The organism is Meiothermus sp. CFH 77666 (assembly GCF_017497985.1).
Lineage (GTDB): Bacteria > Deinococcota > Deinococci > Deinococcales > Thermaceae > Meiothermus.
On the sequence record NZ_JAGDFV010000012.1, the window covers coordinates 53,705 to 80,494 of the forward strand.

The window sequence follows — 26,790 nt, forward strand, 5'->3', positions numbered from 1 at the left end:
TGTGGCGCTGGGTGCGGTGATGGGCCTGCTGGGCCTGACCGATACGCTCCTGGGCGAGAATGCCCTGGGCTTTTTTGTGGGGGCGGCCATTGGACTACCCCTTGGCTGGGTTCTCCGGCGGCTGGGAAGCCCCCAGGCCGAGCCGCGCCGGGCCGAAGCCCTGCTCACAGTGGCCGGGCTCTGGATTCTGGTGCCCATCCTGGGGGCCATCCCGTACTGGATTTCGGGGGGCCTCAGCTACCTGGACGCGCTGTTCGAAGCCACCTCCGGCTTCAGCACCACCGGGGCCACCATCCTGGCCGACTTCTCGCAGTTCAGCTATGGGCTTTTTTTCTGGCGCAGCCTGAGCCAGTGGTTTGGCGGGATGGGCATCCTGCTGCTCTTTATTGTGGTCTTGCCCCACCTGGCCCTGGCTGGACGGCAGATGTTTTTTGCCGAGACCACCGGCGTACAAAAGCAGCAGCTCACCCCCAAGCTGCGCCAAACCGCCAACTACATCCTGCGGGTCTATCTGCTACTGACCCTGCTCACCCTGACCGCCTACCTGCTGACCGGCGTGCCGGTCTTCGAGGCCATCACCAACACCTTCTCGAGCGTCTCCGCCGGCGGTTTCAGCCCCAACCCCCAGAGTTTCGCAGCCTATGCCCCCCTCACCCAGTGGATAGCGGCCGTGGTCATGTTCCTGACCGGGGTTAATCTGCTGCTCCAGTACCGGGCCATTTTTGGCCGCGAGTACGCCGCGCCCCTGCGCGACCCCGAGTTTCGCGCCTACGCCCTGATTGTGCTGACGGTAGCGCTGGTCATGGCGGGGGTGCTGTTCTTCCGACACGACTACACCCTGGAACCGGCCCTGCGCCATGCCTTCTTTCAAACCGCTTCCATCATTACCGGCACCGGTTTCGCCTCGGCAGACTTTGCCCAGTGGGTGGTACCCGCCCAGACCCTTCTGGTCATGCTGATGTTCGTGGGCGGAAGCGCCGGCAGCGTGGGGGGGAGCATCAAGGTCATCCGCTGGCTGGTGATTGGCTCATTGGTGCGGCGGGAGTTGCAGCGGGCCCTGCACCCCCAGGCAGTGCTGCCTTTGCGGGTCGGCAACAAGAACATCGGCGAGGATGTACTGCGGGCGGTTTCGGCCTTTATCACCCTGTACGTGGGTCTCTTTGCCCTGGGCGCACTGGTGATGGGGGTCTTGGAAGAAGACTTCGTGGTCGCCTTTACCGCCTCGGCGGCGGCCATCGGCAACGTGGGACCTGGGCTGGGCGATGTGGGGCCCATGGCCCACTACGGCAATCTGCATCCCATCTCCAAAGCGGTGATGATTTTTCAGATGTGGGCAGGCCGGATCGAGTTGATTGCGGTATTCTCGCTCTTCACCCCCGACCTCTGGCGTCGGCTAAGGGCCTGAGGCGCTCGATGAAATCCAGGCTGTTCATACCTGCATTGCTCTGGCGGCGCAACAACTCTGAAGCCGCACAGTCTGGAATTGAACTAGCCCAGCGCGTTTTACACGCTTTCGATGGCCTGGCCTGCTCGCAGCGAAAGGCAGGGTTGGTATTCATACCAACTCTGCGCGTGAGCGGCGCTAAACGCGCCCCTCACTTGCCGCGCCAGGGGGCGCGTCCGAGGGTCTCTTATATCGCTTTTGGGTCACTTCTGAGCAGATTGGGTGTCAGATGAGAACCCGAGCTAAACCCTGGCTGCTCGAAAACCTGCGCTTTGCTTACTACTTCCTGGGCGTGGTGTACCTGGCTTTGGGCCTGGTAATGCTGGGGCTCGAGGCCCTGGCGCTTCTGCTCCGCGAATCGCCCTGGGGCTTCCTGATCGGGGCTGTGGTAGGCCTGGGACTGGGTGGGTGGTTCCGTAAACTGGGCGACCCCAGACACGAGCCGGGCCGGGCCGAAGCCCTCCTCTCGATTGCCCTGATCTGGCTGCTGGTGCCTGCTTTGGGCGCCATCCCGTTCTGGATTGCGGGGGGTATGCCCTATCTCGATGCGCTCTTTGAAGCCATGTCGGGCTTCACCACCACCGGGGCCACCGCTCTGGCCGATTTTTCCCAGTTTGGCTATAGCCTCTTCTTCTGGCGCAGCCTGATGCAGTGGTTTGGAGGGGTCGGTTTCCTGGTGCTGGCGGTGGCCCTGCTGGCCCATCTGGCTGTGGCCGGGCGTCAGCTTTTTATCACCGAGAGCACCGGGGTCCAAAAAGAACCCTTCACCCCCCGGCTGCGCACCACCGCACAGAGCATCCTCAAAGTGTACGCTGCCCTTACCGTGGCCGCCGCGCTGTGCTACTGGGTCGCCGGTGTTCCCCCCTTTGAAGCCGTTTGCAACGCCCTGACCACCCTACCGGCTGCGGGGTTTAGCCCCAACCCCCGCAGTTTTGAGCAGTACACCCCGCTGGCCCAGTGGTTCGGCACCCTGTTCATGTTTCTGGGTGGGGCAGGTTTCGTGCTCCAGTACAGGCTTTTTTTCACGCTGGACCCCCGTCCGCTATTAAGAGATGTGGAGCTGCGGGTCTATACCCTGATTGTCCTGGTGTTTAGCTTATCGCTGGCGGCTTTCCTGATGACCCACCACACCCGGGACATGAACTATAGCTGGAGCGACGCCCTCCGCCATGCCTTCTTCAACGTGACCTCCATCATCACCACCACCGGCTATGCCAGCGCCGACTTTGCCCTATGGGTTCCGGCTGCCCAGGCCATTCTGGTCGCGGCCATGTTTGTGGGGGGATGTGCGGGCTCGGGCGCGGGGGGTATCAAGGTGATTCGGTTGCTGGTGGTGGGGGCTATTGTGCGGCGGGAGTTAATCCGTTCGCTGCACCCCCAGGCCATCATCACTCTGCGGCTGGGCAGCAAGGCTCTGGGTGAGGATGTGATGCGCTCGGTAGCCGCTTTCATTACGCTCTACGTGGCGCTGCTGGCCGCCGGTACGCTGACTATTTCGCTGCTCGAGAACAACTTTATAGTTGGCTTCACCGCAAGCGCCCAGGCCATCGGCAACATCGGGCCGGGGCTGGGCGAAGTGGGGCCGATGGGAAGCTATGCCGGATTGGAGCCGCTATCTAAAGCAATCCTGATTTTCCAGATGTGGGCCGGACGTATTGAGTTGATTCCGGTTTTTTTGCTTTTCACCCCCGAGCTGTGGAAGAAATTGCGGGGTTAAGAACGTCAAGGGTCAAGAGTCTAGGGTGGAGGGCCGTTGGGATTTGCGGCTTCTGGCTTTCGACCTTCGGCGTTCGGCTTTAAGCCCTGTAAACTGAAGCTGATGTCCAAGCCACCCATTCCCGAATCGTTTCGCCTTGACCACAAGAAAGTCCAGGCTCCTTACGTGCGACTGGCGGGGGTGAAGGAGACCCCCAGGGGCGACCGCATTGAGAAGTACGACCTGCGCTTTGTACAACCCAACCAAGAAGCCCTCAGCACCGGCACCGTTCACACCCTCGAGCACCTCCTGGCCACCTATATCCGCAGTCATCTCGAGGGGGTGGTGGACATTTCGCCGATGGGCTGCCGCACCGGGTTTTATATGGTAGTGCTGGGGGAGCCGGGGCCCCAGAAAGTACTGGAGGCTTTCCGGGAAACGTTGAAGGACGTGGTGAACCATACCGAACCCGTGCCGGGGGTGAGTGAGCTCGAGTGCGGCAACTACCGCGACCACGACCCCCAGGGCGCACGGGCCTGGGCCCAGCGGGTGCTGGAAAGCGGCCTGCACATCCAGGAAACCATCGAGATTATGGATTGAGGTACCTACGCCTCCCGAAATACCTCAACGCCAGGTAAATCTTCCCATCAACACGCCGACAAACGGTTCTGCTGGAGGCCCCAGATGAGGGAAGGTAATACAACGTCTGGCCCCTGTCCCCTGACCCCTGTTCCCCACTTCATCGTTTCCATAACAGGTGAAGTGTTCAGGCAAGGATGGTATTACCCTGCAGTTCACACCTCCCGTAATTCGGGCGTTTCCCGCTAGACTACTGCTGGATGTTCGCACTGGTGAGTGCTAGGCTACCCAGTATGTCCGTGGTCGCTCTTTTTGCTGCCGAAGGCGTCGAAGCCCAGGCTCTGCGCAAACAGCTCAGCTTGCAACAGGCCGTGGATGGCCCCTGGACCATCCACCAGGGGGAGCTGGGGCGCTATCCGGTGGTGCTCATCGAAACCGGGGTGGGCAAAGCAGCCGCCGCTGCGGCAGTAGCCTATGCCAAGGTTCGTTTCAACCCGGCCCAGTCGTTCTGGGTGGGCGTGGCCGGGGCTTTGAACCCTGACCTCAAAACCCTCGATCTGATCCTGGCCCAGGATGCCGTGCAGTACGACGTGGACATTACGGCGTTTGGCCGTGCACCGGGTGAGCTGGCTACCGGCGAACGCTTTATTCCTGCCGATGCAGGGCTCACCTCCAAGGTTTTGCGCACGGCCCTGGCCATGGGCTTGCCTATCTACCTGGGGCGTATTGCCAGTGCCGACCGCTTTCTGGCCCACCGCAGCGAGGCCGAAGAAGTACGCCGGGTGTTCGCCGCCGATGCGGTGGAAATGGAAGGCGCCGCCGCCCTCTGGGCCGCCAAGCGCATGGGTATGCCGATGGCCCTGCTGCGGGCCATTACCGACCAGGCCGGCAGCGAAGCCCCCACAGCCTTCGAAACTTTTTTGGAGAGCGCCTCGGAACGACTGGCCAGTCTGATTGGCCAGGTGTTGAACAGTTGAAACAAAGTCGTACCAAATCGGGCGTTCGCCAATGCTTCCTTCGTTGGGCTGCAGATGTTGGCTTCCTGCTTCAACTTGATTAAGACCGCGACTTGGAGGCTTGGTGATGCCTACTGGGGTGCCCAGGTATACTGAGGTATCAAAGTGAACTTCAATAGGTTGGCATATGCGGGCACTCGAGGAGGAGGAAGCATGGGGGGAGCATCCGTAACGGAGCAGCGACTGGGTTCAGAACTGGTAGAGGATGTTCAGCACACTAACAGCGGACATGTCAAACTCTTTTGCGGCAACGCCAACCGCCCCCTGGCCGAAGCAGTCGCCCGAGCCTTGGGCATACAACTGGGCAAGGCCACCGTGGAGCGCTTCCCCGACGGCGAGGTGCGGGTGCGCCTGCTGGAAAGCATCCGCGGCGACGATGTGTACCTGATCCAGCCCACTGCGCCCCCGGTCAACGATAACCTGATGGAACTGCTGGTGCTGGCCGACGCGGTACGCCGCAGCAGCGCAGGCCGCATCAACGCGGTCATTCCCTACTTTGGCTACGCCCGCCAGGATAAACAAACCCAGGGCCGGGAGCCCATTACCGCCCGGCTGGTGGCGGGCCTTTTGGAACATGTGGGCATCCACCGGGTCATTACCGTGGACCTGCACGCCCCCCAGATTCAGGGCTTTTTTTATCAACCGGTGGACGAGCTTTCGGCAGTACGGCTTTTTGCTGAGTATCTGGAAAGCCAGCGCCTGACCGAAAATGCGGTGGTGGTCTCGCCCGACTCGGGCCGGGCCGAGCAGGCTCGCAGGCTCTCCGAGCGGCTGAACCTGCCCCTGGCCATCCTGGCCAAACGCCGCACCGGCCCCCGCGAAACCCAGGTCAGCTATGTGATTGGGGACGTGGCGGGCAAGCGTCCCCTTATCATTGATGACATCATCTCCACCGGCGGCACCATTCGGCGGGGCGTAGAGGCTTTGGTGGCTGCGGGAGCCATCCCGGAGGTCATCGTGATGGCCTCGCACGCGGTGCTGGTGGGCAGTGCCCGCGAGAACCTGGCCCACCCGGCCATCCGCGAGGTGGTCTTCACCGACACCATTGCGCTAAACCCGGCGCTGGGCTACACCATCCTGCCCACCGCGCCCCTGCTGGCCCAGGCCATAAGGCGGGTGCATACCAACCAGTCGGTGAGTGTGCTGATCTAGCTGATCTAGGGGCCCCTCGTCATATCCAGCATGCCCTGGCCCCTGGCCTCTTCCGGCGCGTCCCCCAGCCCGCTAGGGTTGGTGAGGTTGGCCAGCAGGGTGAGCTCGAGGGCCTCCGGGGTCAGGGGGGTGAGCGCACTGGCCTGACGCACGACCGCCGCCGCGCCCGCTACCAGGGGGGCAGCAAACGAGGTGCCGGTGAACTCGGCCTCGAGGTTCGCCGGGCGCAGGCTCCGCACCCGCTCGCCGGGGGCCACCAGGTCTACAAAGTCGCCCTGGTTGCTGAAGCCGCTCACGCGGAAGGCACTGCTATATAGCCCCACCGCCCCCACGCTCAGGAGCCCCTTCAGCGGGGTCATGCGGCGGGCCGGCTCACGGCTGACCGAAAGGCCCCGGCTCCCGCCAAAGGAGGCCGGAAAGTGGTGCAGGGTGCCCTTTTTGCTGCTACGGATGGCCCACTGGTTGCCGGCGGCGGCCACTGTCGGGAGGCCGTCCACCCCGCGCTTCATCAGGGCATCTTTGAGGACGATATAGACGATTTCGCTGGGGGTGTCGCTGCCCAGGCTTAGGTTAAGGATGAGCTTCTGGTTCTTATTACCCTCGGCATAGGCCACCGCATGACAGATGCCCCGGATGACCGCGGCCAGGGGGCATTTGCCGTTTTTGTCGCAGCTCTTGATGGGCAGAATCCCGGCGGCGGGTGCCACCCCGTAGGCCGCATCGGCGGCCAGCACTGCGGCGGCGGTGCCGTGGCCCAGGCCGTCCCGGTACTCGTCGAGGTTGGGGTTGGGGGTGTCGAGGTTGGTGAAGTCGGCCCCACCGGTGCGCAGGTTGAGGCCGGTCAGGCTGGCTACCCCGGTATCAATTACCGCAATGGTAGTACCTGCCCCGGTGAAGTTGCTGGCCGGGTTGCGCTGGATGGCCTGCCGGGCATTGATGGGGCTGCTATTGGGGCTCGGATCCAGGTCGGAGCCGGTGTCGTAGCCGGTCAGGGGGTCAATGCCCAGAATGCCGTCCAGGTCTACGATAGCCCCTGCGGCGGCGGTCTCAAGGCGCTCGAGCAAAGCCCCCACCGCCAGGGGCGGGCCGGGGGCCTGGGCTACCTGGGCCAGCCGCCCGGCGCAGGGCCCGGAGGCCGCACCCAGAGGCACCGAGGGCTCCCCCTTGGCGTTGGGCACCACCCGCAGGCCAGCCCCGCCAATCTGCTGGGCAAAAGCACCGTCGGTAACCCCCGGCTTGAGCACCACCAGGGCTCCCGCGCCCACGCTCTCGCCCAGCACGGTCAGGCTGCCCGTGGCCCGGTTGGCCCCGTCGGTAATATCCAGTGCCTGTGGGCCGCCCCAGAAGTTGCGGGGCACCTTGAAGAACACCTTGCTGCCTGACCCCTCGGGTTCAGTCCGCAAGCCCGTCACTTCCTCCCCCGCCAGGCTCAGGCGCAGGCCCCCGCCCGCCCGCCAGGGCAGGCTCACCTGCACCTCCTCCTCCCAGGCCGCCCGCCGGGGCGAAGGATACACCTCCGCCGAGATGGGGCTCGTCCCACGCCCCAAAAGGTCGCAACCCACCAGCCCCACCACCGCCGCCAGCATCAGCATCCATCGCATCCTGCACCTCCAGATAAGGGGTCTCCTCGAGCCAGTACGCGCTCCGTGGCATGGGTTTATCCTGCCGCCGCTACCCTGAACGCTCCATGAACGCCTGCATCTGCGCCCGCTGCTGCTGGGCCAGGTCGAAATACCCGGCGTTTTCCGAGACCGCAATGGCCTCCTGCCAGACCTCGAGATCCCCCATCAGCTCGGCCAGGTTCGAAAGGGCCAGGGCCAGCACATAGGCCTCGCCCGCCTCGCGGGCCGCCTCGATGGCTTTGTGGTAATAGGCCCGGGCTTCGGAAGTGCGGTTCTGAACGTGCAGCAGAGCCCCCGCGTTGTTCTGGGCCAGGGCGGCTTTCTTGAGGTTGCCAGTGGCCAGGGCCAGTTGTTCGGCCTCCTGGTAGCTTTGCAGTGCGGCCTCGAGCTTTTGTTGCCGCTCGAGTTCCTTACCCAGGTTGATGAGGGCCTGGGCCCGCAGGCTCGGGTTGTCCTGGGCGGCCTGCAAAAGCTCCTGGAAGACCTGGGCCACATCCTCACCGGTGCGGGCACGGGCGATGGCCGCGTTGTTGAGGGCATCCAGACGGCGGTTTTCGTCGCCCAGGCCCAGCCACAGAGCGGCGGCCCGTCTGAAGGCGGCGGCTGCTTCGGCAAAGCTTCCTTTGGCCAGAGCAATCAGGCCCAGGGTATTCTGCGCTTCAGCCCGGGCCTCTATCCCCCCCGATAGGGCTTTTTCGGCGGCTTCCTGGGCTTCATCGGCCCGGCCCAGGCGGTGGAAAAGGGTGGCCTTGAGGGCCAGGTGCTCGGGGGTGTCGGGCAGGAAGCGCATCGCCTCGAGGGCCTCCTTATACAGGCCCGCCCGCTCGAAGGCCCGCGCGCGAAGCAGGGTAATTTCGGGGTGGTTGGGGGCCTCGGTAAGCTCCTCGGCGGCCCGTTTGGGAAAGCCACGGCGAATCAGCTCGGTGGCCCAGGCCCGGTAGGCCTGCTGGAGGTGGGGCAGGTCAGTATCCTCCAGAAGCGCCCGGGCCCGCCGGTAGAGCGGCAGGGCCTGCTGGGGTTTGAGCAGGCGGGCCAGCCCCAGGCTGAGCCGGGCCTCGAGCGTGGGACGTTCAGCAATGTAGCTCAAAGCGGCCTCGCGCCCGAAGACGGCCCCGTTCAGGTTGATCAGCCCGGCGGAAAGCAGCAGGTCTACGGCCTGGGCCATCTCGGTTGCGTTCAGGCCCACCGCCTGGCGCACCAGCAGCAGGTCGGGGGTTTCCAGCAGGGCCAGCCCCATGTAAACCTGCCGCGCCGGCTCGCTCAGGCCGAGCAAGCGGGCTTCCAGGGCGGTCTGGATGGGCTCCCCGCGCAGCCAGGCCCCCACCAGGGCCGGTACCCCTCCGGTTGCTTCGAAAGCCCCCGGATAGCCTGCCAGTTCCTCTCTTGAGAGGGGCTCGAGCTCGACCAGCCCATCCACCGCAAAGGGGGGCTCTCCCCGGCCCGAGGCCACCACCCGGATGGGCGGGCGCAGGCTCCGCAGGCGCAGCAAAATGCGCTGGCTTTCGGGATCCATCTGCTCCCAGTCGTCCAGGAGGAGGTGTTCGCGCAACTGCACCGCCCGGCGCAGCAGGGCCTCCTCACCCCCCTGAAGGTTCTCCAGCAGGGGTTCCAGCGTAGCGTAAGGCAGCCCTGAACGGGCCGGCAGGTAGAGCCAGCCCGTGCGGCCCGCCACCTCGTGTAGCAGGGCGGTCTTGCCCATCCCGGCCCCACCCCGCACCCAGACCCAGGCTCCTTCCTGGGTGGCCAGCAGGGCTGCGATTTCCTGCTCCCGGCCCACCAGACCCTGCCGCAGGCGACCCCGGGCGGCCTGGCTCGAGCCGCCCAGCGCAATGCCCAGCTCCCGCGCCTCGCGCCCCAGGGCCTCGGCCAGGGGATGCTCGCCAGCCAGCAGCAGCCGGTAGACCTGGGGCAGTTCCTCCGGCTCCAAAGGCGGCGCGCCGGCTACCTGGTAGGCTCGTTCGGCAAGGGCAGCAGCCTCGGCGAACCTCCCCTGGTGGGCGGCTTTCTCGGCCAGTACCAGGTGGGCCTGGCGCACCTCGCGGGCCAGCCGCTCGCGCACCTCGTAGACCCATTCCTCAAGCTCGCTCCCCACCTCGGTGGCCGCAAGCCCCTCGGCAAAAGGCCCCCCATACAGGCGCACCCCCTCCTCCCAGCGCCCCGCCCGCAGGGCATCCTGCAAAGCCAGGGCATCGCAGTCCAGGTCTACCCAGGCCCGGCTTTCGTCGTTGTAGGCCACCCCTAGCTTACGCAGCTTGGCCAGGGCCACTGCCAGGGAGTTCATGGGGTCGGCGGCCTCGGGCCAGAACAGCTCGGCCAGAAAGCGCCGGGGCCTGGGGCCTTCCAGGGCCAGGTAGGCCAGCAGCAGCAGGGGCTTCTCCCGGCTGAAGCCGCTGCCCTCGAGGCGCAGGCCGCCCAGTGTGTAAAGCATAGCTTCAGTTTACCCAGGCCGTGGAGCGTTCATGGAGCGTTAAGGGGTGTTTCGTTAACCTCCGGGCGTGCTAGGGTATGGCACACTACAAGCAAGGCGTAAAGGGAGGTTACGAATGAAAAAGGGAGGTTACGAATGAAACAGGTATGGTTTGGTCTTTTGGGAGCGCTGTCGCTGTTGCTCACGGCTTGTCCTGGTGGTCAGCAAACGGCTTGTAATACCGATGGCCAGGGCACTTTACAGGTCATCATCAATGGCCTTCCCCCAGGTATTAACGGTAAAGTGACGGTGAGCGGGCCAAACAGCTTCAGCCAGACGCTAACCAGCTCCCAAACGCTCAGCGTTGGCGGTGGCAACTATGTGATTGATGTCAAGAAAACCACCAGTCAGACAACCAGCAGTACAGTGGTTCGCTCTGCTTACACCGGGAGCAGCGACAAAACCCAAGCCTGTGTGAAAAACAATGAGACCAGCCAGATTACAGTGACCTACAACCAGATTCCCAGCAGCGCCAAACTGTGGACTATCAACAACCCCCCCAAGAATAGTGGCGATGCCCGCACTCTGGGGTATGCTGGCAACAACCTGGAAACCTCGAACACAGCTGCGGCAGCGGTGTCGGCAGACACTGCACTGGCCCGTGATCTGACTTTTGATCCAGACGGAAACCTGTGGATGCTGGGTGGAACCACTTCAGATCCCACGCTGCTGCGTTACCCGGCGAGTACGCTTGGTGCAACCGGCAGCAAAACCCCTGACAAGCGACTCGACGTCTCGGGCTTTAGTTGCGTTCCTGGGGCCGAACGCATGGCTTTTGACCCCAACGGCCACCTCTGGCTATCCATTCCATGCGCCAAAAAGTTGGTACGTGTAACCAGCAACCAGCTCAACGGAGCCACGAGCAGCCTCACCACGGTAGCCCCCACCGTCGAGATTAGCGGCTTTAGCGGAACCCCCAGGGGCCTGGCTTTCGATGCATCGGGCAACCTGTGGGTCGGCCACGACCTCAGCAGCAACAGCGGTCAGGTTATGCGCTTCGATGCTAGCAGCCTGAACAGTTCAACTACCGCCAGCAGCGCCGTACGCATACTGACTGCGAACCTTGCAGCAGGCCCTACCAACACGGCCTACGATCTGGCCTTCGACAACGCGGGCAGCCTATGGGTGCTTTGTTTTAACTGTGGTGGAGCTATTTTATACAAGTATACCAGCACACAGCTAACCGGCACCGGCAGCGCCACTCTAAGTCCAGATAAGCAGATTAGCCTCCCAGCCACTGCTCTGCCCCGCGCCTTCGCCTTCGACGAGGGAGGCGGTTTGTGGCTGGCTTACGATAAGCCCTCGGCAAACGGGCGCTTTGCCCGATTGTCACCCAGCCAGCTCACGGTGGACTCAAGCCCTGGCAGCCCCACCATCCCCGAGCGCATTATTGAGGGCAGTACCCTGGGCAACGCCAATAGCATTGTGTTGTATCCGGCTCCAGCAAACCTACCCCTCTTCCATCGTTTACCTAACTGAACTTGACAGATTTCTCACCCCGCTGAGTGGCGGGGTTTTTTAGCGTTCATGCCCCGTTCAACCCCCCACCTCTACCCTTTGCATAACTTCGGTAGACACCCGAAGGGTTCAAGGAGGAAGAGAATGAAACCCACTCGAGTTCGGTTCCTGATGCAAACCATCCTGCTGGCTGTTTCGCTGCTCCTGATGGCCGCCCAGTGCGGCGGCGCCCCCAGCTCCAACCAGCTTCCCCCGTCCACCTTCCGCATCGTCCCAACCCTCACCCCGTCGGTAGCCTCCATCCCCGACCCCGATGGCGGCGCACCCCGCCCGGTTGGGGCCTTGCGGGGCAAGAGCGGCATCCAGAGCGAGTTTGTGCTCAACGAGCTGATGATCAGCAGCGACGACACCGCCAAGGTGGAGGCCCTGGCGGCCCGCTACGGTGGGCGGATACTGCGAAGCATTAGCCTCGAGGGTGCCCCCAAGCTCCACCTGGTACAGATTAACGCCAGCCCGGCCATCGAGGCCCAGCTCGCCCAGGATTTGCAAGCCCTGGTGCCTGGAGCAAGGGGCGACCTCGAGTTCTCCAGCCAGGAGGGCCTCAACCTGCTGGCTGCCGCCGCCCGCGAGGGGGTTAGCCAGAACCTCAAGGTCTCGCTCAACTTTGTGCTGAGCCCCCAGGGCTTCGCCGAGGCCACTACCCTCGAGGCCGGTTTTAGCTCGGTGGCTGCCGCCGAACGTGACCTCTACAACCCCAACGCCTTTACCTGGCCCTACATGAACCGGGGCAGCGCCCAGGACATCGGCGTAGGCGAGGCCTGGCGGCTGCTCCAGGCAGCCGGGCGGCTCTCCAACCGGGTCAAGATCGCCATCATAGACGGGGGCTTTGAGCGCGACCACCCCGACTACCCCACCCAGCGCAACATTTACGGGGGCGCCGGTTGGGGGGCCAGGAACCCATATAGTTGCGGGTCGGCTCCGTGCCCCTGGCACGGCACCCTGGTAGCCCAGGCCGCTATGGGCCAGCCCGACAATAGCCAGGGCGCAGCCGGCCCTGCGGGCCCGGTGGCCGAGCTGATGGCCATCCAGGTGCCCGGCGACTTCTTCGAGTTCCTGCGCTTCGTGGTCACTACCCTGGCCGGGGGTCTGGCCGAGCGTCCGCGCATTATCAACATGAGTGGCGCCGGAGCCGTTCCGGCGGTTCCCGGCGCCCTGCTCGACGCGACCGTTACCCCCTTACTGCTGGCCATCGAAACCAGCCCCTTCCGCCCGATTTTCTTCGCCGCTGCCGGCAACAGTGGGCGCAATGTGGACGAACAGGACTGCTTTTTGGGCATCTGCTGGGAAGAGGATCTCTGGGTTCCCTGCGAGCTGCTGGGGATGATCTGCGTGGGCGGCATGGATTGGGACAGCACCGCCAGGGCTGCTGGCTCCAACTTTGGCAGCGACCGGGGCTTCTTCTCGGTGGATATCTACGGCCCCTATACCGTCTGGGCCGGCCCCGACTCCGACCGGCGCGAGGTTCGCCGGGTCAACGGCACCAGCTTTGCCAGCCCCTTTGTGGCCGGTGTGGCCGCGCTGATCTGGGCCGCCAACCCTGGCCTGCTACCCTTCCAGGTCGAGCAAATCCTCTACGAATCGGCCCACAACGGTGGCGTACACGGCTCGGGTGGCCACCAGCGGCGGGTCAATGCCTTTGGCGCGGTGAGCCGGGCCCTGGGCAACGTGCCCCCCTTTGTGCGCATTGATAGCCCCACCGAAGGTCTGGTACGTTCCTGGCGGCAGCCGGTTTTCCTGAACGCCACCACCTATGACGCGGACACCCCCGGAACCCCCAGCCTGGCCTGGAGCAGCAGCCTCGAGGGCAGCCTGGGAAGCGGCAACGCAATCAGTGTCTCTAACCTGCGCCCGGGCAGCCACCGCATCACCGCTACCGCTACCTCCGGCGGCCAGAGCGCCAGCGCCAGCGTGAACATCACCGTGCGCAACGACCCCCCCACCGTGCGAATCCTGGAGCCCGTCCTCGGCAGCACCCTGTGCACCAACACCCCCATCGACTTCCGTGCCAGCGTCAGCGACCCCAACAATTTCGGTGCGAACCCCTTCCCCAGCAGCAACGTGGTCTGGCGTGTGGGCAGCACCAGCTTCGGCACCGGCCTGACCGCCAGCCGCACCTTCAGCGCACCGGGCAGCTACACCATCAGCGTGCAGGCCACCGACGATGCCCCGGCCCCCCACACCCTCTCCAGCACCGATTCCCGCACCCTCACCGTCGTGAACTGCACCAACAACCCCCCCACGGCCAGCATTACCAACCCCTCCAGCGACCTGAACGTTAACTTCAACGGCTCCGATGAAAACGGGCAATACTACCAGATCACCCTGCAGGCCAGCGCCTCCGACCCCGATGGAGACCCCCTGACCTTACAGTGGTTCACCAATCTCGGCGACGTGCAACCCGGCCCCCCGGCCAGCGGCGACCAACTGCTGGGCACCGGCAGCTCGGTGACGGTGAGGTTGTATACCAACTGCTCGGTGGTCTCGGCCAACCACATCATCACCCTGCGGGTATCTGACGGAGTTAACACCATCTTCCGAACCCGCCAGATTCGGGTAAATACGTTGTGCTAAGAGCGATCTTCACACACCTTGCGCGATCCGACTGCAAGAATGCCTTGTCCTGAACAAAACAGTGGCCGCCTGGATGGGCGGCCACGTCTTTGAAGCGCGCAAAAAGCCACGTCTTTCAAGCGATTTCGGTACCAAGGGCCTGTAGAAGCCCTCGTTCTTCACGGTGACAGCAAGCTTCGCTCTGTGTATGGGATGAAGTTACCCGTTGGCGGCCGGGCTCTCACGCCAACTTTCGATGCATACCCAACTTTCAACAACGCTCAGGGCGGGAGTGGGTGGTAGGAGGCAGGTTGTGAGTTTACCTGGCCTATCCCCTACCCCCGGTTCGTTACCTCACCTTTCCTATGGTATGCAAAGTGCTGGTGCGTTTAGCTAACCTCGAGCTCAAGAAGCCACCTTGACCACCCCAGCGTCTATCAGATGCTGGATTTGCTCCGGCGTGTAACCCAGCACGCCCGCTAGCACCGCCCGAGTATGTTCGCCCAGCAGCGGCGGATGGCCCTGGGCGCGGGCAGGGGTGCGGGACAGGTGCGAAAGCGGCGAACCGATTAGGGGAATGGCGCCCAGGGTCGGGTGGGCAACCTCCTGGCGCATTCCCCGGGCCTGGGCCTGGGGCTCGGCGAAAGCCTCGGCCAGGTTGTTGACCGGCGTGACCGGAACCCCGGCCTGGGTGAAGCGCTCGAGCCACTCCCGGCGGGGACGGGTGCGCAGGATGGCCTCGAGCCTGGGCAGCAGTTCGGCGCGGTGGGTTACCCGGCCTGCGTTGGTCTGGAAGCGTTCATCGTCCCATAGCTCGGGGTGCTCTGTAGCCTCGCACACCCGGCGGTACTGTTCGTCGTTGCCCACGGTCAGCATGAACCAGCCATCCGAGGCGGCAAACGCGCCGTAGGGGACAATCTGAGGATGGGCGTTCCCCAACCGCTCGGGTAGCTGCTGGGTCACCAGGTAACTCTGGGCCAGGTTAACCATGGCGGCCAGCCCCACATCAAAGAGCGCCAGATCCAGGTGCTGCCCCAGCCCGCTGCGCGAGCGCTCCTGTAGCGCGGCCAGGACGGCCACGGCCCCGTTCATGCCGGTCATCAGGTCTATCCAGGCCACCGGAACCCGCATGGGCGGCCCCTCCGGCTCACCCGTAACCGACATAATGCCGCAAAGCCCCTGCACCGCCACATCGTAGCCGGGTTCCTGGGCGCGGGGGCCAGTCTGGCCGTAACCGGTGATGGAAAGATAGATGAGCCCTGGGTTCAACCGGGCAAGGCTGGCATAGTCCAGGCCATAGCGGGCCAGGTCGCCGGTCTTGTAGTTCTCCACCAGCACATCGGCCTGCCTGGCCAGCTCCTGGACAATCTGCTGGCCCCTGGGGTCTTTGAGGTTCACCACCACGCTCTTCTTGCCCCGGTTGCAGGAGAGGTAGTAAGCGCTCTCCCCCTCGGATGCGAGAGTCCAGCGGGGACTTTGACCCTTCTGGGAGTACGGTTCTGTCCTGGGGCTTGCCCCCTCATCCCCCCGGCCCCCTTCGCCCTCGAGGGCAGAAGAGGGTGGCTGAAGACCGGACAGGAAGGGGGGGCCCCAGGTTCGGGTGTCGTCTCCCTTGGGAGGCTCGATTTTCCAGACCTCCGCGCCCAGGTCGGCCAGCATCTGCGTGCAGTAGGGGCCGGCCAGAATGCGGGAAAGGTCGAGCACTTTGAGACCATCCAGTGCGCCCATGGTCCAAATACTAAGGCTTTTACGGGTACAATCGGGCCCATGAAGGTTCTGATTACAGGCGGAGCAGGGTATATCGGCAGCACCATCGCCAACGCACTTCAGGACACCGGCCACGTGCCGGTACTGCTGGACTCTCTGGTCACAGGGCCCAGGGCTTTTACCCAGGGCAAGATTTTCTACGAGGGCGACATCGCCGACCGGCCGCTACTCGAGCGCATCTTCCAGAACCACCCCGACATCCACAGCACCATTCACTGCGCTGCCCGTATTGTGGTGCCGGAGTCGGTGCAGGAGCCTTACCTCTACTACCGCGAGAACGTCTGCAAAAGCCTGGAACTGTTCAAGAACCTGGGGGAACTCGGCTACCCCAGGGTGGTGTTCAGCTCCTCGGCCTCCATCTACGACGTGGTGCCGGGGTTCAAAGTAACCGAAACCTCACCGCTCAAGCCCAGTTCGCCTTACGCCCGCACCAAGTACATGATGGAGATGGTGCTGGAAGACCTGTCCAGGGCCACCCCACTGCGCGGCATTGCCCTGCGCTATTTCAACCCCATCGGGGCCGACCCCAAGCTGCGCTCGGGCATCCACGTACGCGAACCCAGCCATGTGCTGGGCAAGATGGTAGACGTAGCCCTGGGCAAGCTACCCGAGTTCACCCTCACCGGCGTAGACTGGCCCACCCGCGACGGCTCGGGCATCCGCGACTACATCCATGTGTGGGATCTGGCCATGGCTCACGTAAAGGCGGTGGAGCAGTTCGATGCGGTCATGGAAAAAACCCAGAGCCCCTACGTGGTAATTAACCTGGGCACCGGCAACGGGGTCACGGTAAAAGAACTTGTAGCCGCTTTCGAGCGCGTGTACGGAAAGCAAATCCCCAAACGCGAAGCCCCGCCCCGCCCAGGCGATGTGGCCGGGGCCTACGCCAACGCCGACCGGGCCCTGGAACTGCTGGGCTGGAAAGCCGAGCACTCGATTGACGAGGGCATCGCCAGCGCCCTGGCCTGGGGCCAGAAACGCAAGGAAATCCTGGGGTATGTCTAGCGCAACCCGCAGATGGCCAAACCTCCCGGCCTGCACCTGACCCGCGACCTGCGACTTGAGACCCTTTTTGACGTTGTGCTTACAATCAACCTGTGCAGGCCCTCCCCCATCCCCACATCCCGCTGCAAGCCTCCGAGGGCTCGGTGCTGCGGGCCAGGGCCATGCAGGAATACCTGCTAGCCTTGCGCGGGGCGCTAGCACGCTATGCCGAGGTGCCGCCGGTACATCTGATGGTGCTGAACGAGGCCGACTGGAAGGCACGGGTCAAGCACCCCTATGGTTTTCCGTTTCAGCGCACCAGCCTGCGGGAGGGGCTTTATCTGTTCTTGCCCGCCCGTTACCCCGAGCGCTTGATTTGGCGGCTGCGCGAGACCCTGGTTCCGGCCATCAAAAGGGCCGGGAAGCCCTACGGCCAGCCCAGTGATTTTCTGGATCTCAACCTTGGGCACGAGTACGCCCATGCGGTGGCGGTGGCCTGGAAGCTGCGCACCCGGGTTCGCTGGGTGGACGAGTTTATGGCCAACTACCTGTACCTGCTGGCACTCCACCAGGCCCTGCCGGAGCTGTACCCCCAGGCCAGGCAGTGGGGCCTGCTGCTGGCCCACCTGACGCCCAGCGAGCCCAGCCTGGGCAGCTACGAACGCAAACCCAAGACGCTTTCCGACCAGCTCTGGTTTCAGGGGCAGTTCACCCTCGAGGCCGCGCGGCTGGTGGAGGAAAAGGACGATGCACTGCTAAAGGGCCTGCTACAGGCGGCGCCACTATCCAGGAAAACCGTGCACAAAGTTCTGGTTGGTTTGGAACCCGACCTGCGCGAATGGTTCGCCAGCTTTGCCCCAAGGAAAACACTCGCCCCTCAGGAGCTTGGGGACGGCCTCAACTGGGAGGAAGTAGGAGAAAAACCATAGCCCCCTTGAACCATCCCTGTCATAACACTTGGCCCACTTATGGGAACGTTGAAGTAGGGAACAGGGGTCAGGCGTATGAACACCGCAACCTACCTTCCATCTTGTGCATCGCTGAAAGTTGGGTATCTGGCTAAAGTTGGAATTACCGGTAGCGAACGGCATTCACCTCAAACTCACACGCCTTTGACGTAAGCCCAGTGCCTATCGGGGTGGAGCCACATCCCCCGGCTTGCCGTCCGAGACCAGCTTACGCACCCAGTCGGCAAAGGTCACCTCCCCTACCTTGGTGCTGTAGAACTCGGGCCGCCCGATAATGCAGTGCTGGGTGCCCGGGGCCAGGTAGCTGTAGAAGTTGGGGGCCGACTGTTTGATGGAGGCAAGGTTGGCCAGAGCACCCTGCACCCACTGCTGGGCAATTTCCGGGGTAGGGCGCGGCTGGCCCAGAATCAGGCTGTAAAAGAAAATTTGCACCTCGTCCAGCAGGGTGCTGTACTGGGCAAAGCTGCGGTTGGGGTAGGCTTTGGCGAAGGCCTGGTAGAGGTCGTTGGAACCGAGTTTGGCGGGCTCGAGGCCCCCTATCCATCCAGGCAGCGCCCCCTGGATGCCCCAGGCTGCCGAGGCAATTGGGAAAAAGGACACCGGGGCTACCCCCAGGGCGGCATCCCCCAACTGTACCACCCTGGCGTTGGGGTAGCGGCGCATGAAATAGGGTGCCCACATGATAGAGCCATAGCCCCCCGCGCTACAGCCCGTAACCATCACGCTTTGCGGGGTGGGGATGTTGTTGAAAACCCATAGCACCGCCTGGCGGGCATTGACGGCTCCTTTGTGCTGAATGCTCAGGTCGCCATAGCGGGCGGTATTGTTGCCCCAGTGCAGGTCGGCGGTGCAGTAGGGCACAAACACGTGGGTCCAGTCGCGGAAGGGGTTCTCGGGGTTGTTGCGGTTGAAAACCCCCTGCCCCGCCTGTAAGTCCTGGATTTGCAGCCGGGGGGTGTAGAGGCGCGACTGGGGGTTGCAGGTTGCGGCATCCCAGCAAGCCCCTCCTCCCTGAAAGTTCACAATCACCTTATCGGCGGCCCCTGGCGCCACATAAAAACGCCAGGGAGAGCCATCCGAGCAGACCGCTGCACCTCCAGGGCGAATCTCCTGCCAACCCGCGGGAGCCTGGATCGAACCCTGAGCTAACGCAAAACCAAAACACGTGACGAGCAGCACGAACCAACGCAGCATGTTGCCTCCTTTGGAAGATTAGCTTACCGCAAGGTGTGCTCTAGGCTTAAGGCCCTGCTGGGAAGGCTCTGATATACTTCCCTCGGAGGTTGCTTATGCAGAAACTGATGGCTATCGTGCTGGTTGCAATCTTGAGCGGGGCCTTCGCCCAGGGACGGTTGTTTGGTGAGGTTGCCAGCGGAAACATGAGCCTGGTGCCTGGGTTTAGCCTGAGCGTTCAGGCCCGCATGGGGGCCGAGAATGTGATTGGCCCGTTGGCGCTGCGGGGCGGCTTTGGGCTTGCTACTGGTGGCGGAACCCAGTTTTCCATCGGAGCCGATGTGATTTACTTCCTGCGCTCGAGTGGCAACCCTGATTTCTACTTTGGAGGCGGCCTAGGCCTGGTAGCAGGCGGCACTACCGTCTTTAGTATCAACGGCAACGCCGGACTGGAAATTCCCGTAACCCGCGATTTCAACTTTTTCGTGGAATTGCAACCCGCGCTTTTGTTCGCCGGCGGTTCCAGCACTTTTGTTATGGGAGTCGAGTTTGGGCCCAGGCTCTACTTCCGCTAAACACTCTTTACGGTTTCTTTGACCAGGGGTGCTCACATCCCTGGTTTTTTATTCGTACCGAAGGGCTTCAATCGGGTCAAGTGCGGCAGCCCTCGCGGCAGGCCACACCCCAAAAAACAAGCCCACCAGGGCACTGACCGCCAGAGCCAGAAAAACCGTGGTGGGACTTAGAATGTACACCTTGAAGAAAGGCACCGTGGCGGTTATGAGCAAGAGCAGCCCTGCGGCCAGAAGTACCCCTAGCAGACCCCCTACGAGCGTCAGCACCACCGCCTCGATCAAGAACTGCTGGCGAATCTGTCCCGAGGTGGCCCCCAGGGCTTTCCGCAGGCCAATCTCGCGGGTGCGCTCGGTCACCGAGACCAGCATGATGTTCATGATGCCAATACCCCCAACCAAAAGTGATAAGCCCGCAATAGCGCCCAGCAGCGCCTGCAAGATGAGGGTGACCGAGCGCAGGGTGCCCTGGAAGCTCTCGGTGGACTGTACCTGGTACTTGCCCTTGCCGTAACGGCTCTCGAAGATGCGCTGCACCTGGCGCGTGACCTGCTGGGCGTCGGCCCCTTTCTTGAGGGGCAGAATGACAAACGCATACTCGCCCCGCCGTGCGGTGGGGGAGGTATTCCAGATGAGCTGGATGGGGGCATAGACGGTTGCGCTCGAGCCAAACCCCCCAAAAATACCGCTGGGAGGCTCCAGCACCCCCACCACCGTAAGGTCGATGCGGGCCCCGCCGGGGTAGTACAGTCGGGCCACCTGACCCACCGCTTCGCGGCCTGGAAACAGGTCCTTGGCGGCCCGGTCGGAGAGTACCGCCACCGCCAGACCACCCCGGGCCTCGAGGTCGGTAAAATAGCGCCCCCTGGCAATTTTGTTGGTGGGATCGAGCCTGGGCAAATCCCCCGGCGTGCCTTGCAGTTGCATGGAGCGTCGCTCACCCGGCTTGCTCTCGTACTGAATGCTGGTAAAAAGTTGGGGAATCACCGTGACGGGCAGCGCCTGCAGGGCCTGCAGGTCTTCCTCGCGGATGGGTGCAGAGCTGAAATCCTGGCCCTCGTTGAAGTTGGGTTGTACGAAGATCGAGCGGCCTGCCACAGCTTCCAGGTCCTGGGTAATGCCTGCCGTCGCCATCTGGCCCAGCGAGATCATGGCCGTGACCGCAAATACCCCAATCACGATGCCCAGCAAGGCCAGGAAGCTGCGGAGCTTGTTGCCCCACAGCGACTCGAAGGCCATGCGAAAGTTCTCCAGCGGGTTCATGCCCGACATACTCGCCTGCGGCGGGCTCTGCGGGGCGTTTTTGGCAGGGTTCATGCCATCCCCCCCTCGGCCACCTTGCCATCGCGCAAGCGCACGATGCGCTGGGCCCTGGCCCCCACATCGGGCTCGTGGGTGACCACCACGATGGTCTTGCCCTGGCGGTGCAAGGCATCAAACAGGGCCATAATCTCGTCCGAGGATTTGGAGTCGAGGTTGCCGGTCGGTTCGTCGGCCAGGAGTAAGTCGGGTTCCTGCACCAGGGCTCGGGCGATGGCTACCCGCTGTTTTTGCCCGCCCGAAAGCTCGGAGGGCAAGTGGTCGAGGCGGTCGCCCAGGCCTACCGACTCGAGCGCCACTCTGGCCCGCTTGAGCCGTTCGGCGGCCGGCACCCCCCGGTAGACCAGCGGCAGGGCCACATTGTGCAAAGCGGTGAGGCGCGGCAACAGGAAAAACGCCTGAAACACAAACCCCACCCGCTGGTTGCGGATGCGGGCCAGTTGCGCTTCGCCCAGACCCCGAACCGGCTCACCCCCCAGGCTGTATTCGCCCTCGGTGGGCGAATCAAGCAGGCCGATGATGTGCATTAATGTGGACTTACCCGAGCCCGAAGGCCCCATCAGCGCCACGTACTCCCCGGCCTCGATGGTCAGGTCTACCCCCCGCAGGGCGTGTACCTCCACCGTGCGGCTACCCGAGCCCGAGCGGTAGACCTTGGTCACGCCCTGCATCTGCACCACGGGGGTCATGGACGAGCCTCCGGGCCGCTCAAGCGGTAGCTGACCCTGGCGCCCTCCTTGAGGGCTTCGGGGGGTAGCGATACCACGATGCTCTGGTCGGGAATACCTTCTACGGCGGCCTGGGTGAGGTTGCGGGCGAGTACTGTAACCGGCTGCTTGCGCACCGTACGGGTGGCCGAATCCACCACCCAGAGGTAGGTTTGGCCCCCCGCTTCTACCAGGGTCTCCAGGGGCACCTTGAGCGCACTGGGCAGGCGCAGGGTGGTGATGCGGGCAGTGGCGGTCAGGCCGGGCCGGGCCAGCGACTCGGCCTTCTGGTCGAGAAAACGAATAAACACCGGCAGCACCGCGCTCCCCCCGGTTCCGGCCACCTCGGCCTGCACCCCCAGCCGATCCACCTTGCCCACCAGGGGCTGGCCGGGCGCCGCGTCGAGCTCGAGGCGCACCGGCTGGCCGGGCCGTACCCAGGGGACATCGGCCTCAGACAGGCGGGCCTGAACGCGCAGGCTCCCGGCCTCCACCAGGCGAATCGAGGGCGCACCCAGGGCAGCGCCAGCGCTCTGGGCGGTGGTCTCGACCCCCACCAGGTAGCCCACGCTCGAGACGGTGCCATTCACGGGCGCCCGCAAACTGGACTGGGCAATGCTGCGCTCGAGCGCAGACAGCTCGGTCTGGCGGGCTTGAAGCTGGGCCTGAAGGTCGCGCTGGGTACTGGTGCGGGCCTGGTTCAGGCTGGCGAGCTGGGCCTCGAGGTCGGCCACCTGGCGCTCCAGGCGTTCCACCTCGCCCCGGGCCACCCCGCCCACCCGCAGGAGTTCCCGGGCGATGCGCAGGTTCCGCCTGACCTCGAGCAGTTGGTTTTGCAGGCGGGTGCGGTTGCTCTGGTAGTCGGCCTCGGCGGCCTGGGCTCGGGCCTGCAAGGCCCGAAGCGCCTCCCGCACCGAGCGCAACTGGGCCTGTTCGTTGGTGGTCTCGAGCACCGCCAGCACCTGCCCCACCTGCACGGTCTGTCCTTCTTTGACCCGCACCTCGGCCACCCGGCCCGGCCTGGGGAAGGTGAGGGTGTAAACCCGCGCCTCCACCGTGCCGGTCGCCCGCACTTCCCGTACAAACTCGCCCCGTTCGGCCCGCGCTACGTTGACGGCCAGGCCCTGCTCGGCCCTGGGGCGCAACAGCCCAAAGAGGGTCAGGCCCAGCGAGAGGGCCACCAGCCCGATCCAGATCCAGCGTCTCATGCGAATTGCCTCCAGTCAGTTGAAGTTGAAGCGGGCCTACCCCAGCCAAACCTGAACAGGCCCCTAGCGCTGGGCCAGAATGCCCCACAGCGTGAAGGCCAGCGAAACCACCGCCACGCCCAAAGTGGCCAGGAGTGCCCGGCTGGGGGCCAGCACCTTGAGGCCCGACCAGATAATCCAGAACGACCACAATGAACCTGCAATCCCCAGCCCTTGTAGCACGCGGGTTCCGATGGCCGCCCCGACCACCTGCTGATACTCGCGCTGCCAGGCCCGCAGGGCCTCGGGGTCGGTGGCCGGTGGCAGGGGGGAAAGATCGCCGGTGATGGGAAACAAGGCCCCCAGCGGAACCAGCACCAGCCCCACCAGCAAAGCCGGTACCGAGGCCCAACCATAGACCTCCCAGGCCCGGCTATCCGGCCCGGCCAGCAGGCGAATAATCAGTCCCCCCAACCCCCACAGCAGCATGCCAAATACCACCCCTCCCAAAAGCGCAAACACCAGTTGCACGGGCAATCCCCCCGGCACAAAGCTGGGCAGGAGTCGAACCAGCAACACCTGCCCCAACGAGGCTGCCACTGTACTGGCCACAACGATGAAAAATGGAGCCACAAAATTAGGCTTGCGCTCTGCCAGGGCCTTGAAAAATTGGCCGGGTTGCCACAAAACATCCCACATAGTTCCCACCTCTTTTGTGCCAAACTTCGTATAGATCGCGGAATATCAGACCGGGGGCTTTAGCGGCTGGTGGTTCCATCCGAGGGGCACGGGCATAACAAAGCCGCTTCCGGGCAATGCTGAAGTCCCCCACCCCAATCTTATACCGGATTCAAAAAAGACAGTTGGCCAAACCCAAAGCCCTGGAGGCGGTCTTTTTGAATCCTGGCGCAGTTCCTTCGGTCGAGCCTGGTATTGATTGCAAACGCCTCGAGGGTCGCGGTTTGTTTCCCCCAGGCTCCCGTTAGGAGCAAGCAGGCTCATCAAAAAACCATAACTAGCCGGTTCATGCCAAATTAGTCGCCGGATGAGGGGGATAGGAATGCCACTCCAAAATGACCATCCAGCTAATTCCGGTAATACTCATCAAAGTTTGGGGTGAACGGTAGTTCATACTGCATCTACTCGGTGAACCCGGCGCTCCGCTTTACCGCTGGGGTTCCAAAGTCTGCCGTGTTCTGAAGCCCGTCTCCCCCATCCGCATGGGCAGGTACCGACCACTGGCCCACTTTTGCAGGAGGCTGTCGTAGTTGCCGGAGAGTAGTGCCCCGGACTGGCCCATGGGGTGAATGAACAAGGAGCGCTCGAGGTCGGAAAAGTCCAGGATGTGGCGGTAGCTGCTTCCCACCGTCATCTTGAAGTTGCTGGGGTCGTAAGAGGCGCGGTTGAGGGTGTAACGGTCGCCCCCATGAGGCACTGAGCGGTCGGCAAGGCGGTTCAGGGGTGAAACGTTGGTCAGAATGGCATGGGGAAAGGTGGCCCGGTGGATCTCGCCCCAGCGCGGGGGGTTGTTGTTGAAGCGATCCAGCGCCCGGTCTAGGGCAAGCGCCGCAAAGTCCAGACAGGTCTGGGTGTCGCCGGTCTGGCAGGCCGGGTCGCCCTGGCGCATGGCCTCGAGCACATACCGGGGCTGTTCCCAGAACTCCTGTCCCACCTCCTTGCTGGGCAGGCGGGTGAGCTCGGTGTACCAGGCCTGAAAGACCGTGGGCTCTACCTGCTCGGCCCGCATCACCCCGTCCCAGGCCAGCAAGCGGGCTTTCCACTGCCGGGCGTTTTCCGAGAGCGGGTTGAGCACCTCGAGCACAGGCTTAAACTCCCGGTACAGCAGGCTGGTAATGTCCTGCTGCATGGCTACCATATCCTCCAAAGAGAGCTTTTCTTTAGCCAGAATCAGCTCCCGGATGCGCTGGGCGCGGTAAGGTTCCTCCCACTCGAGCGAGATGGTGTGCGGATAGTTAGGTGCAGTCACCTTGTTGTTCGCGGTTACGATGAAACCTTCTTTGGGGTTGTAAACCTGGGGCCACTGGTCTTGCGGCAGGTAGCCCTGCCAGTCCCAGTTGCCATCGCCCGGTACGGGCATCAGGCCCGAATGACCGGGCTTGCGGATGGGAAAGCGGGCCGGGGCCATGTAGCCAATGTTGCCGTCCACATCGGCATAAACAAAGTTCTGACTGGGGGCGTTGTAGAGAGCCAGCGCAGCTTTGAACTGTTCCCAGTTTTGCGCCCGGGCAATGCCCAAAAAAGCCTCCATGGTACGGTCAGTGGCGTCCAGGCTGGTCCAGCGTAGCGACAGCGGCCTTGCACCCGGATTATTCACCACATCGTTGATGACCGGCCCATAGCGGCTTTCCCGCACCCGCAGAGTCACCTCGGGTTCACCCTTGACCTTGATCACCTCGGTGCGGATACGCCAGGGCTCCACCTGCCCCTTGTAACGATAGCCCCCCGCAACCTCTTCCATGATGTAAAGATCTTGTACATCGGCCCCTACCGTCGTAACCCCCCAGCCGATGCGCTCGTTGCGGCCAATCACCACTGCCGGCAGCCCCGGAAAGCTACTACCCATGGCCTTGTAGGTTGGGGCCTCCATGTGCACCAGATACCACACCGAGGGTGCTCCTAACCCCAGGTGCGGGTCGTTGGCCAGCAAGGGTTTGCCACTTCCGGTTCGCGAAGGGCCAATCACCCAGTTGTTGGAGGCCCGGGCCATCGGCTCACCGGGCAGATGAAACGCTTTGGGCAGTTCGGAGGCCAGGCTGAGCAGGGTGCGAGCCGACTCCCCATCGGGCCGGGGGGGTGGGGGTTGTTGGAGATCCTCGGCTTGCAGCACAGTCGGGGCGTCGGCGGGGTAGGGCGGCTTGAGTCTGGTCATCCGCTCCGGGCTCATGCCCTGGGCTGCCCACTGCAAGCGCTGGAGTTCGCTGCGCCAGTTGCCCGAAAGGTCGTAGGACATCATCTTGGCCCAGACCAGCACATCGGCAGGTTTCCAGGGCTCGGGCCGGAAACCCAGCAGACGGAACTCCAGGGGCAAGGGCGGGTTGCTGTCCAGGTAGGCATTGATGCCCGCCACATAGGCATCCACCGCGGCCCTAGCATAGGGCGACAGCCCGGTATAGGCCTGTTCGGCGGCCCGATAGAAACCCCAGGTGCGTAAGAAGCGATCCTGATCCAGCGTGGCCTTTCCGATGACCTCGGACAATCGCCCCGCACCTACCCGTCGCTGGAACTCCATCTGCCACAGCCGATCCTGGGCATGGGCCACTCCCAGGGCAAAAAAGGCGTCGGCGTCGGTCTGGGCTTTGATGTGGAGTACCCCTTCAGCAGTGCGGTTCATCTCCACGGGCGCAGAGAGCCCTTTGAGGGCCAGCCTGCCCTCATGCTGGGGAAGGGTTGCCCCACGCAGCCAGAACCAGCCACCCACCCCCAGGAGCAGCACCAGGCCCACCAATATCAGCAGCAAACGCCCCAAAAATCGCAACCAACGCATGGTTCCTCCCTGCTTTGGCCCCAGTATAAAGCCAGACCTGCCAAGCACCCCTTGGAGAAACTTCAGCCGATTAGCTCACTCTCACCGCGCCAGAAGGCCCGCCCGCCCCGCTTGCGCCGATCCAAAAAAAGCTCCACCGTGTTCCCGTCGGGGTCTTGTAGGGTCAGCACATATGCAACACCCCGGTCTTCCAGTTTGTAGGGTACCCCCTCGAGCCTTACAAACTCCTTCGCAGCCTCGAAATCTGCCTCGGAGGCCAGTTCAAACCCCAGCCCGGCGGTTCCGGTGGGCTCTCCTTCGGTCAGGGCCAGCTCGAAGTGGCCCGTATTTTCCGAGGAAACCAGCAGCGCGGTGGCCCCGAAGCGCTCTGTGAGCTGCAAGTCCAAAAAACGGGTGTAGAAAGTCACGGCAGATTCCAGATGCCGCACGGTCAGGTGAACATAGGCCAGCCGGGTCGTATACATCAAGCACATTCTGAGTTGCACGGGGCCAACGGTCAAACCTGGCAGCCTGGATGATACTCGGGTCTGTAACCATTTTCCGGTGCCGCCTGGGGCGGTACA

General features: G+C 63.5%; 20 protein-coding genes. 10 read left to right on the forward strand and 10 right to left on the reverse strand.

Features of this window, described 5'->3' with window-relative positions; genetic code table 11:
* Window positions 1-19 precede the first annotated feature (19 nt).
* From J3L12_RS08160 to J3L12_RS08180, 5 genes are all read left to right on the forward strand, one after another.
* On the forward strand, window positions 20-1,405 hold the full coding sequence (locus J3L12_RS08160) for a TrkH family potassium uptake protein (RefSeq protein ID WP_243455066.1): 1,386 nt from the start codon (window positions 20-22) through the stop codon (window positions 1,403-1,405).
* A gap of 268 nt (window positions 1,406-1,673) precedes the next feature.
* On the forward strand, window positions 1,674-3,161 hold the full coding sequence (locus tag J3L12_RS08165) for a TrkH family potassium uptake protein (protein ID WP_208014559.1): 1,488 nt from the start codon (window positions 1,674-1,676) through the stop codon (window positions 3,159-3,161).
* A gap of 102 nt (window positions 3,162-3,263) precedes the next feature.
* On the forward strand, window positions 3,264-3,740 hold the full coding sequence (locus J3L12_RS08170) for an S-ribosylhomocysteine lyase (protein ID WP_208014560.1): 477 nt from the start codon (window positions 3,264-3,266) through the stop codon (window positions 3,738-3,740).
* 272 nt (window positions 3,741-4,012) lie between these two features.
* Complete coding sequence (gene mtnN / locus J3L12_RS08175; protein WP_208014561.1) at window positions 4,013-4,696, forward strand: 5'-methylthioadenosine/S-adenosylhomocysteine nucleosidase; 684 nt, start codon at window positions 4,013-4,015, stop codon at window positions 4,694-4,696.
* 192 nt (window positions 4,697-4,888) lie between these two features.
* Window positions 4,889-5,887 (forward strand): ribose-phosphate pyrophosphokinase, encoded by a 999-nt coding sequence (locus J3L12_RS08180; protein ID WP_243455061.1) that lies wholly within the window; start codon window positions 4,889-4,891, stop codon window positions 5,885-5,887.
* Window positions 5,888-5,892: 5 nt separating this feature from the next.
* Here the strand turns inward: J3L12_RS08180 and J3L12_RS08185 are convergent, their stop codons facing one another.
* Both J3L12_RS08185 and J3L12_RS08190 read right to left on the reverse strand, forming a co-directional pair.
* Window positions 5,893-7,488, reverse strand: a complete 1,596-nt coding sequence (locus tag J3L12_RS08185; RefSeq protein ID WP_208014562.1) for a S8 family serine peptidase — start codon at window positions 7,486-7,488, stop codon at window positions 5,893-5,895.
* A 70-nt stretch (window positions 7,489-7,558) separates the two neighbouring features.
* The gene (locus J3L12_RS08190; RefSeq protein ID WP_208014563.1) at window positions 7,559-9,937 is read right to left on the reverse strand and encodes an SARP family transcriptional regulator; all 2,379 of its coding nucleotides are present in this window, start codon (window positions 9,935-9,937) and stop codon (window positions 7,559-7,561) included.
* A 135-nt stretch (window positions 9,938-10,072) separates the two neighbouring features.
* On the opposite strand from J3L12_RS08190, the gene J3L12_RS08195 reads away from it, so the two are divergent.
* Together J3L12_RS08195 and J3L12_RS08200 are read left to right on the forward strand one after the other, a co-directional pair.
* Complete coding sequence (locus J3L12_RS08195) at window positions 10,073-11,455, forward strand: hypothetical protein (protein WP_243455062.1); 1,383 nt, start codon at window positions 10,073-10,075, stop codon at window positions 11,453-11,455.
* Between the two features lie 123 nt (window positions 11,456-11,578).
* Window positions 11,579-14,065, forward strand: coding sequence for a S8/S53 family peptidase (locus J3L12_RS08200; RefSeq protein WP_208014564.1), 2,487 nt, complete (start codon window positions 11,579-11,581; stop codon window positions 14,063-14,065).
* A gap of 384 nt (window positions 14,066-14,449) precedes the next feature.
* On the opposite strand, the gene J3L12_RS08205 is transcribed toward J3L12_RS08200, so the two are convergent.
* Complete coding sequence (locus J3L12_RS08205; RefSeq protein WP_208014565.1) at window positions 14,450-15,772, reverse strand: CoA transferase; 1,323 nt, start codon at window positions 15,770-15,772, stop codon at window positions 14,450-14,452.
* A 39-nt stretch (window positions 15,773-15,811) separates the two neighbouring features.
* Here J3L12_RS08205 and galE point away from each other — a divergent pair, with 39 nt between their 5' ends.
* Both galE and J3L12_RS08215 read left to right on the forward strand, forming a co-directional pair.
* A complete protein-coding gene (galE, locus tag J3L12_RS08210; protein ID WP_208014566.1) occupies window positions 15,812-16,816 on the forward strand; it encodes a UDP-glucose 4-epimerase GalE in 1,005 nt (334 codons plus the stop codon).
* A gap of 92 nt (window positions 16,817-16,908) precedes the next feature.
* Window positions 16,909-17,724 carry a hypothetical protein gene (locus J3L12_RS08215; RefSeq protein ID WP_208014567.1) on the forward strand — a complete coding sequence of 272 codons (816 nt, stop codon included), beginning with the start codon at window positions 16,909-16,911 and terminating at the stop codon, window positions 17,722-17,724.
* Between the two features lie 201 nt (window positions 17,725-17,925).
* Here the strand turns inward: J3L12_RS08215 and J3L12_RS08220 are convergent, their stop codons facing one another.
* The gene (locus tag J3L12_RS08220) at window positions 17,926-18,957 is read right to left on the reverse strand and encodes a pectin acetylesterase-family hydrolase (protein WP_208014568.1); all 1,032 of its coding nucleotides are present in this window, start codon (window positions 18,955-18,957) and stop codon (window positions 17,926-17,928) included.
* A 95-nt stretch (window positions 18,958-19,052) separates the two neighbouring features.
* Between J3L12_RS08220 and J3L12_RS08225 the strand changes: the two genes are divergently transcribed.
* On the forward strand, window positions 19,053-19,511 hold the full coding sequence (locus J3L12_RS08225; RefSeq protein ID WP_208014569.1) for a hypothetical protein: 459 nt from the start codon (window positions 19,053-19,055) through the stop codon (window positions 19,509-19,511).
* 48 nt (window positions 19,512-19,559) lie between these two features.
* On the opposite strand, the gene J3L12_RS08230 is transcribed toward J3L12_RS08225, so the two are convergent.
* The 6 genes from J3L12_RS08230 to J3L12_RS08255 form a co-directional block, all read right to left on the reverse strand.
* Window positions 19,560-20,825 (reverse strand): ABC transporter permease, encoded by a 1,266-nt coding sequence (locus J3L12_RS08230; RefSeq protein ID WP_208014570.1) that lies wholly within the window; start codon window positions 20,823-20,825, stop codon window positions 19,560-19,562.
* Window positions 20,822-21,517, reverse strand: coding sequence for an ABC transporter ATP-binding protein (locus tag J3L12_RS08235; RefSeq protein ID WP_208014571.1), 696 nt, complete (start codon window positions 21,515-21,517; stop codon window positions 20,822-20,824). Before J3L12_RS08235 ends, J3L12_RS08230 begins: the two co-directional genes overlap by 4 nt.
* Window positions 21,514-22,743 carry an HlyD family efflux transporter periplasmic adaptor subunit gene (locus J3L12_RS08240; RefSeq protein WP_208014572.1) on the reverse strand — a complete coding sequence of 410 codons (1,230 nt, stop codon included), beginning with the start codon at window positions 22,741-22,743 and terminating at the stop codon, window positions 21,514-21,516. The genes J3L12_RS08235 and J3L12_RS08240 overlap by 4 nt, the downstream gene beginning before the upstream one ends.
* Window positions 22,744-22,806: 63 nt before the next feature.
* The gene (locus J3L12_RS08245) at window positions 22,807-23,421 is read right to left on the reverse strand and encodes a YIP1 family protein (RefSeq protein ID WP_208014573.1); all 615 of its coding nucleotides are present in this window, start codon (window positions 23,419-23,421) and stop codon (window positions 22,807-22,809) included.
* 466 nt (window positions 23,422-23,887) lie between these two features.
* Entirely contained in the window at window positions 23,888-26,227 is a 2,340-nt protein-coding gene (locus tag J3L12_RS08250; RefSeq protein WP_208014574.1) for a penicillin acylase family protein, read from the reverse strand.
* A 62-nt stretch (window positions 26,228-26,289) separates the two neighbouring features.
* Window positions 26,290-26,691: a VOC family protein gene (locus J3L12_RS08255; RefSeq protein WP_208014575.1), complete on the reverse strand. Its 402-nt coding sequence runs from the start codon at window positions 26,689-26,691 to the stop codon at window positions 26,290-26,292.
* Between the last annotated feature and the right edge of the window lie 99 nt (window positions 26,692-26,790).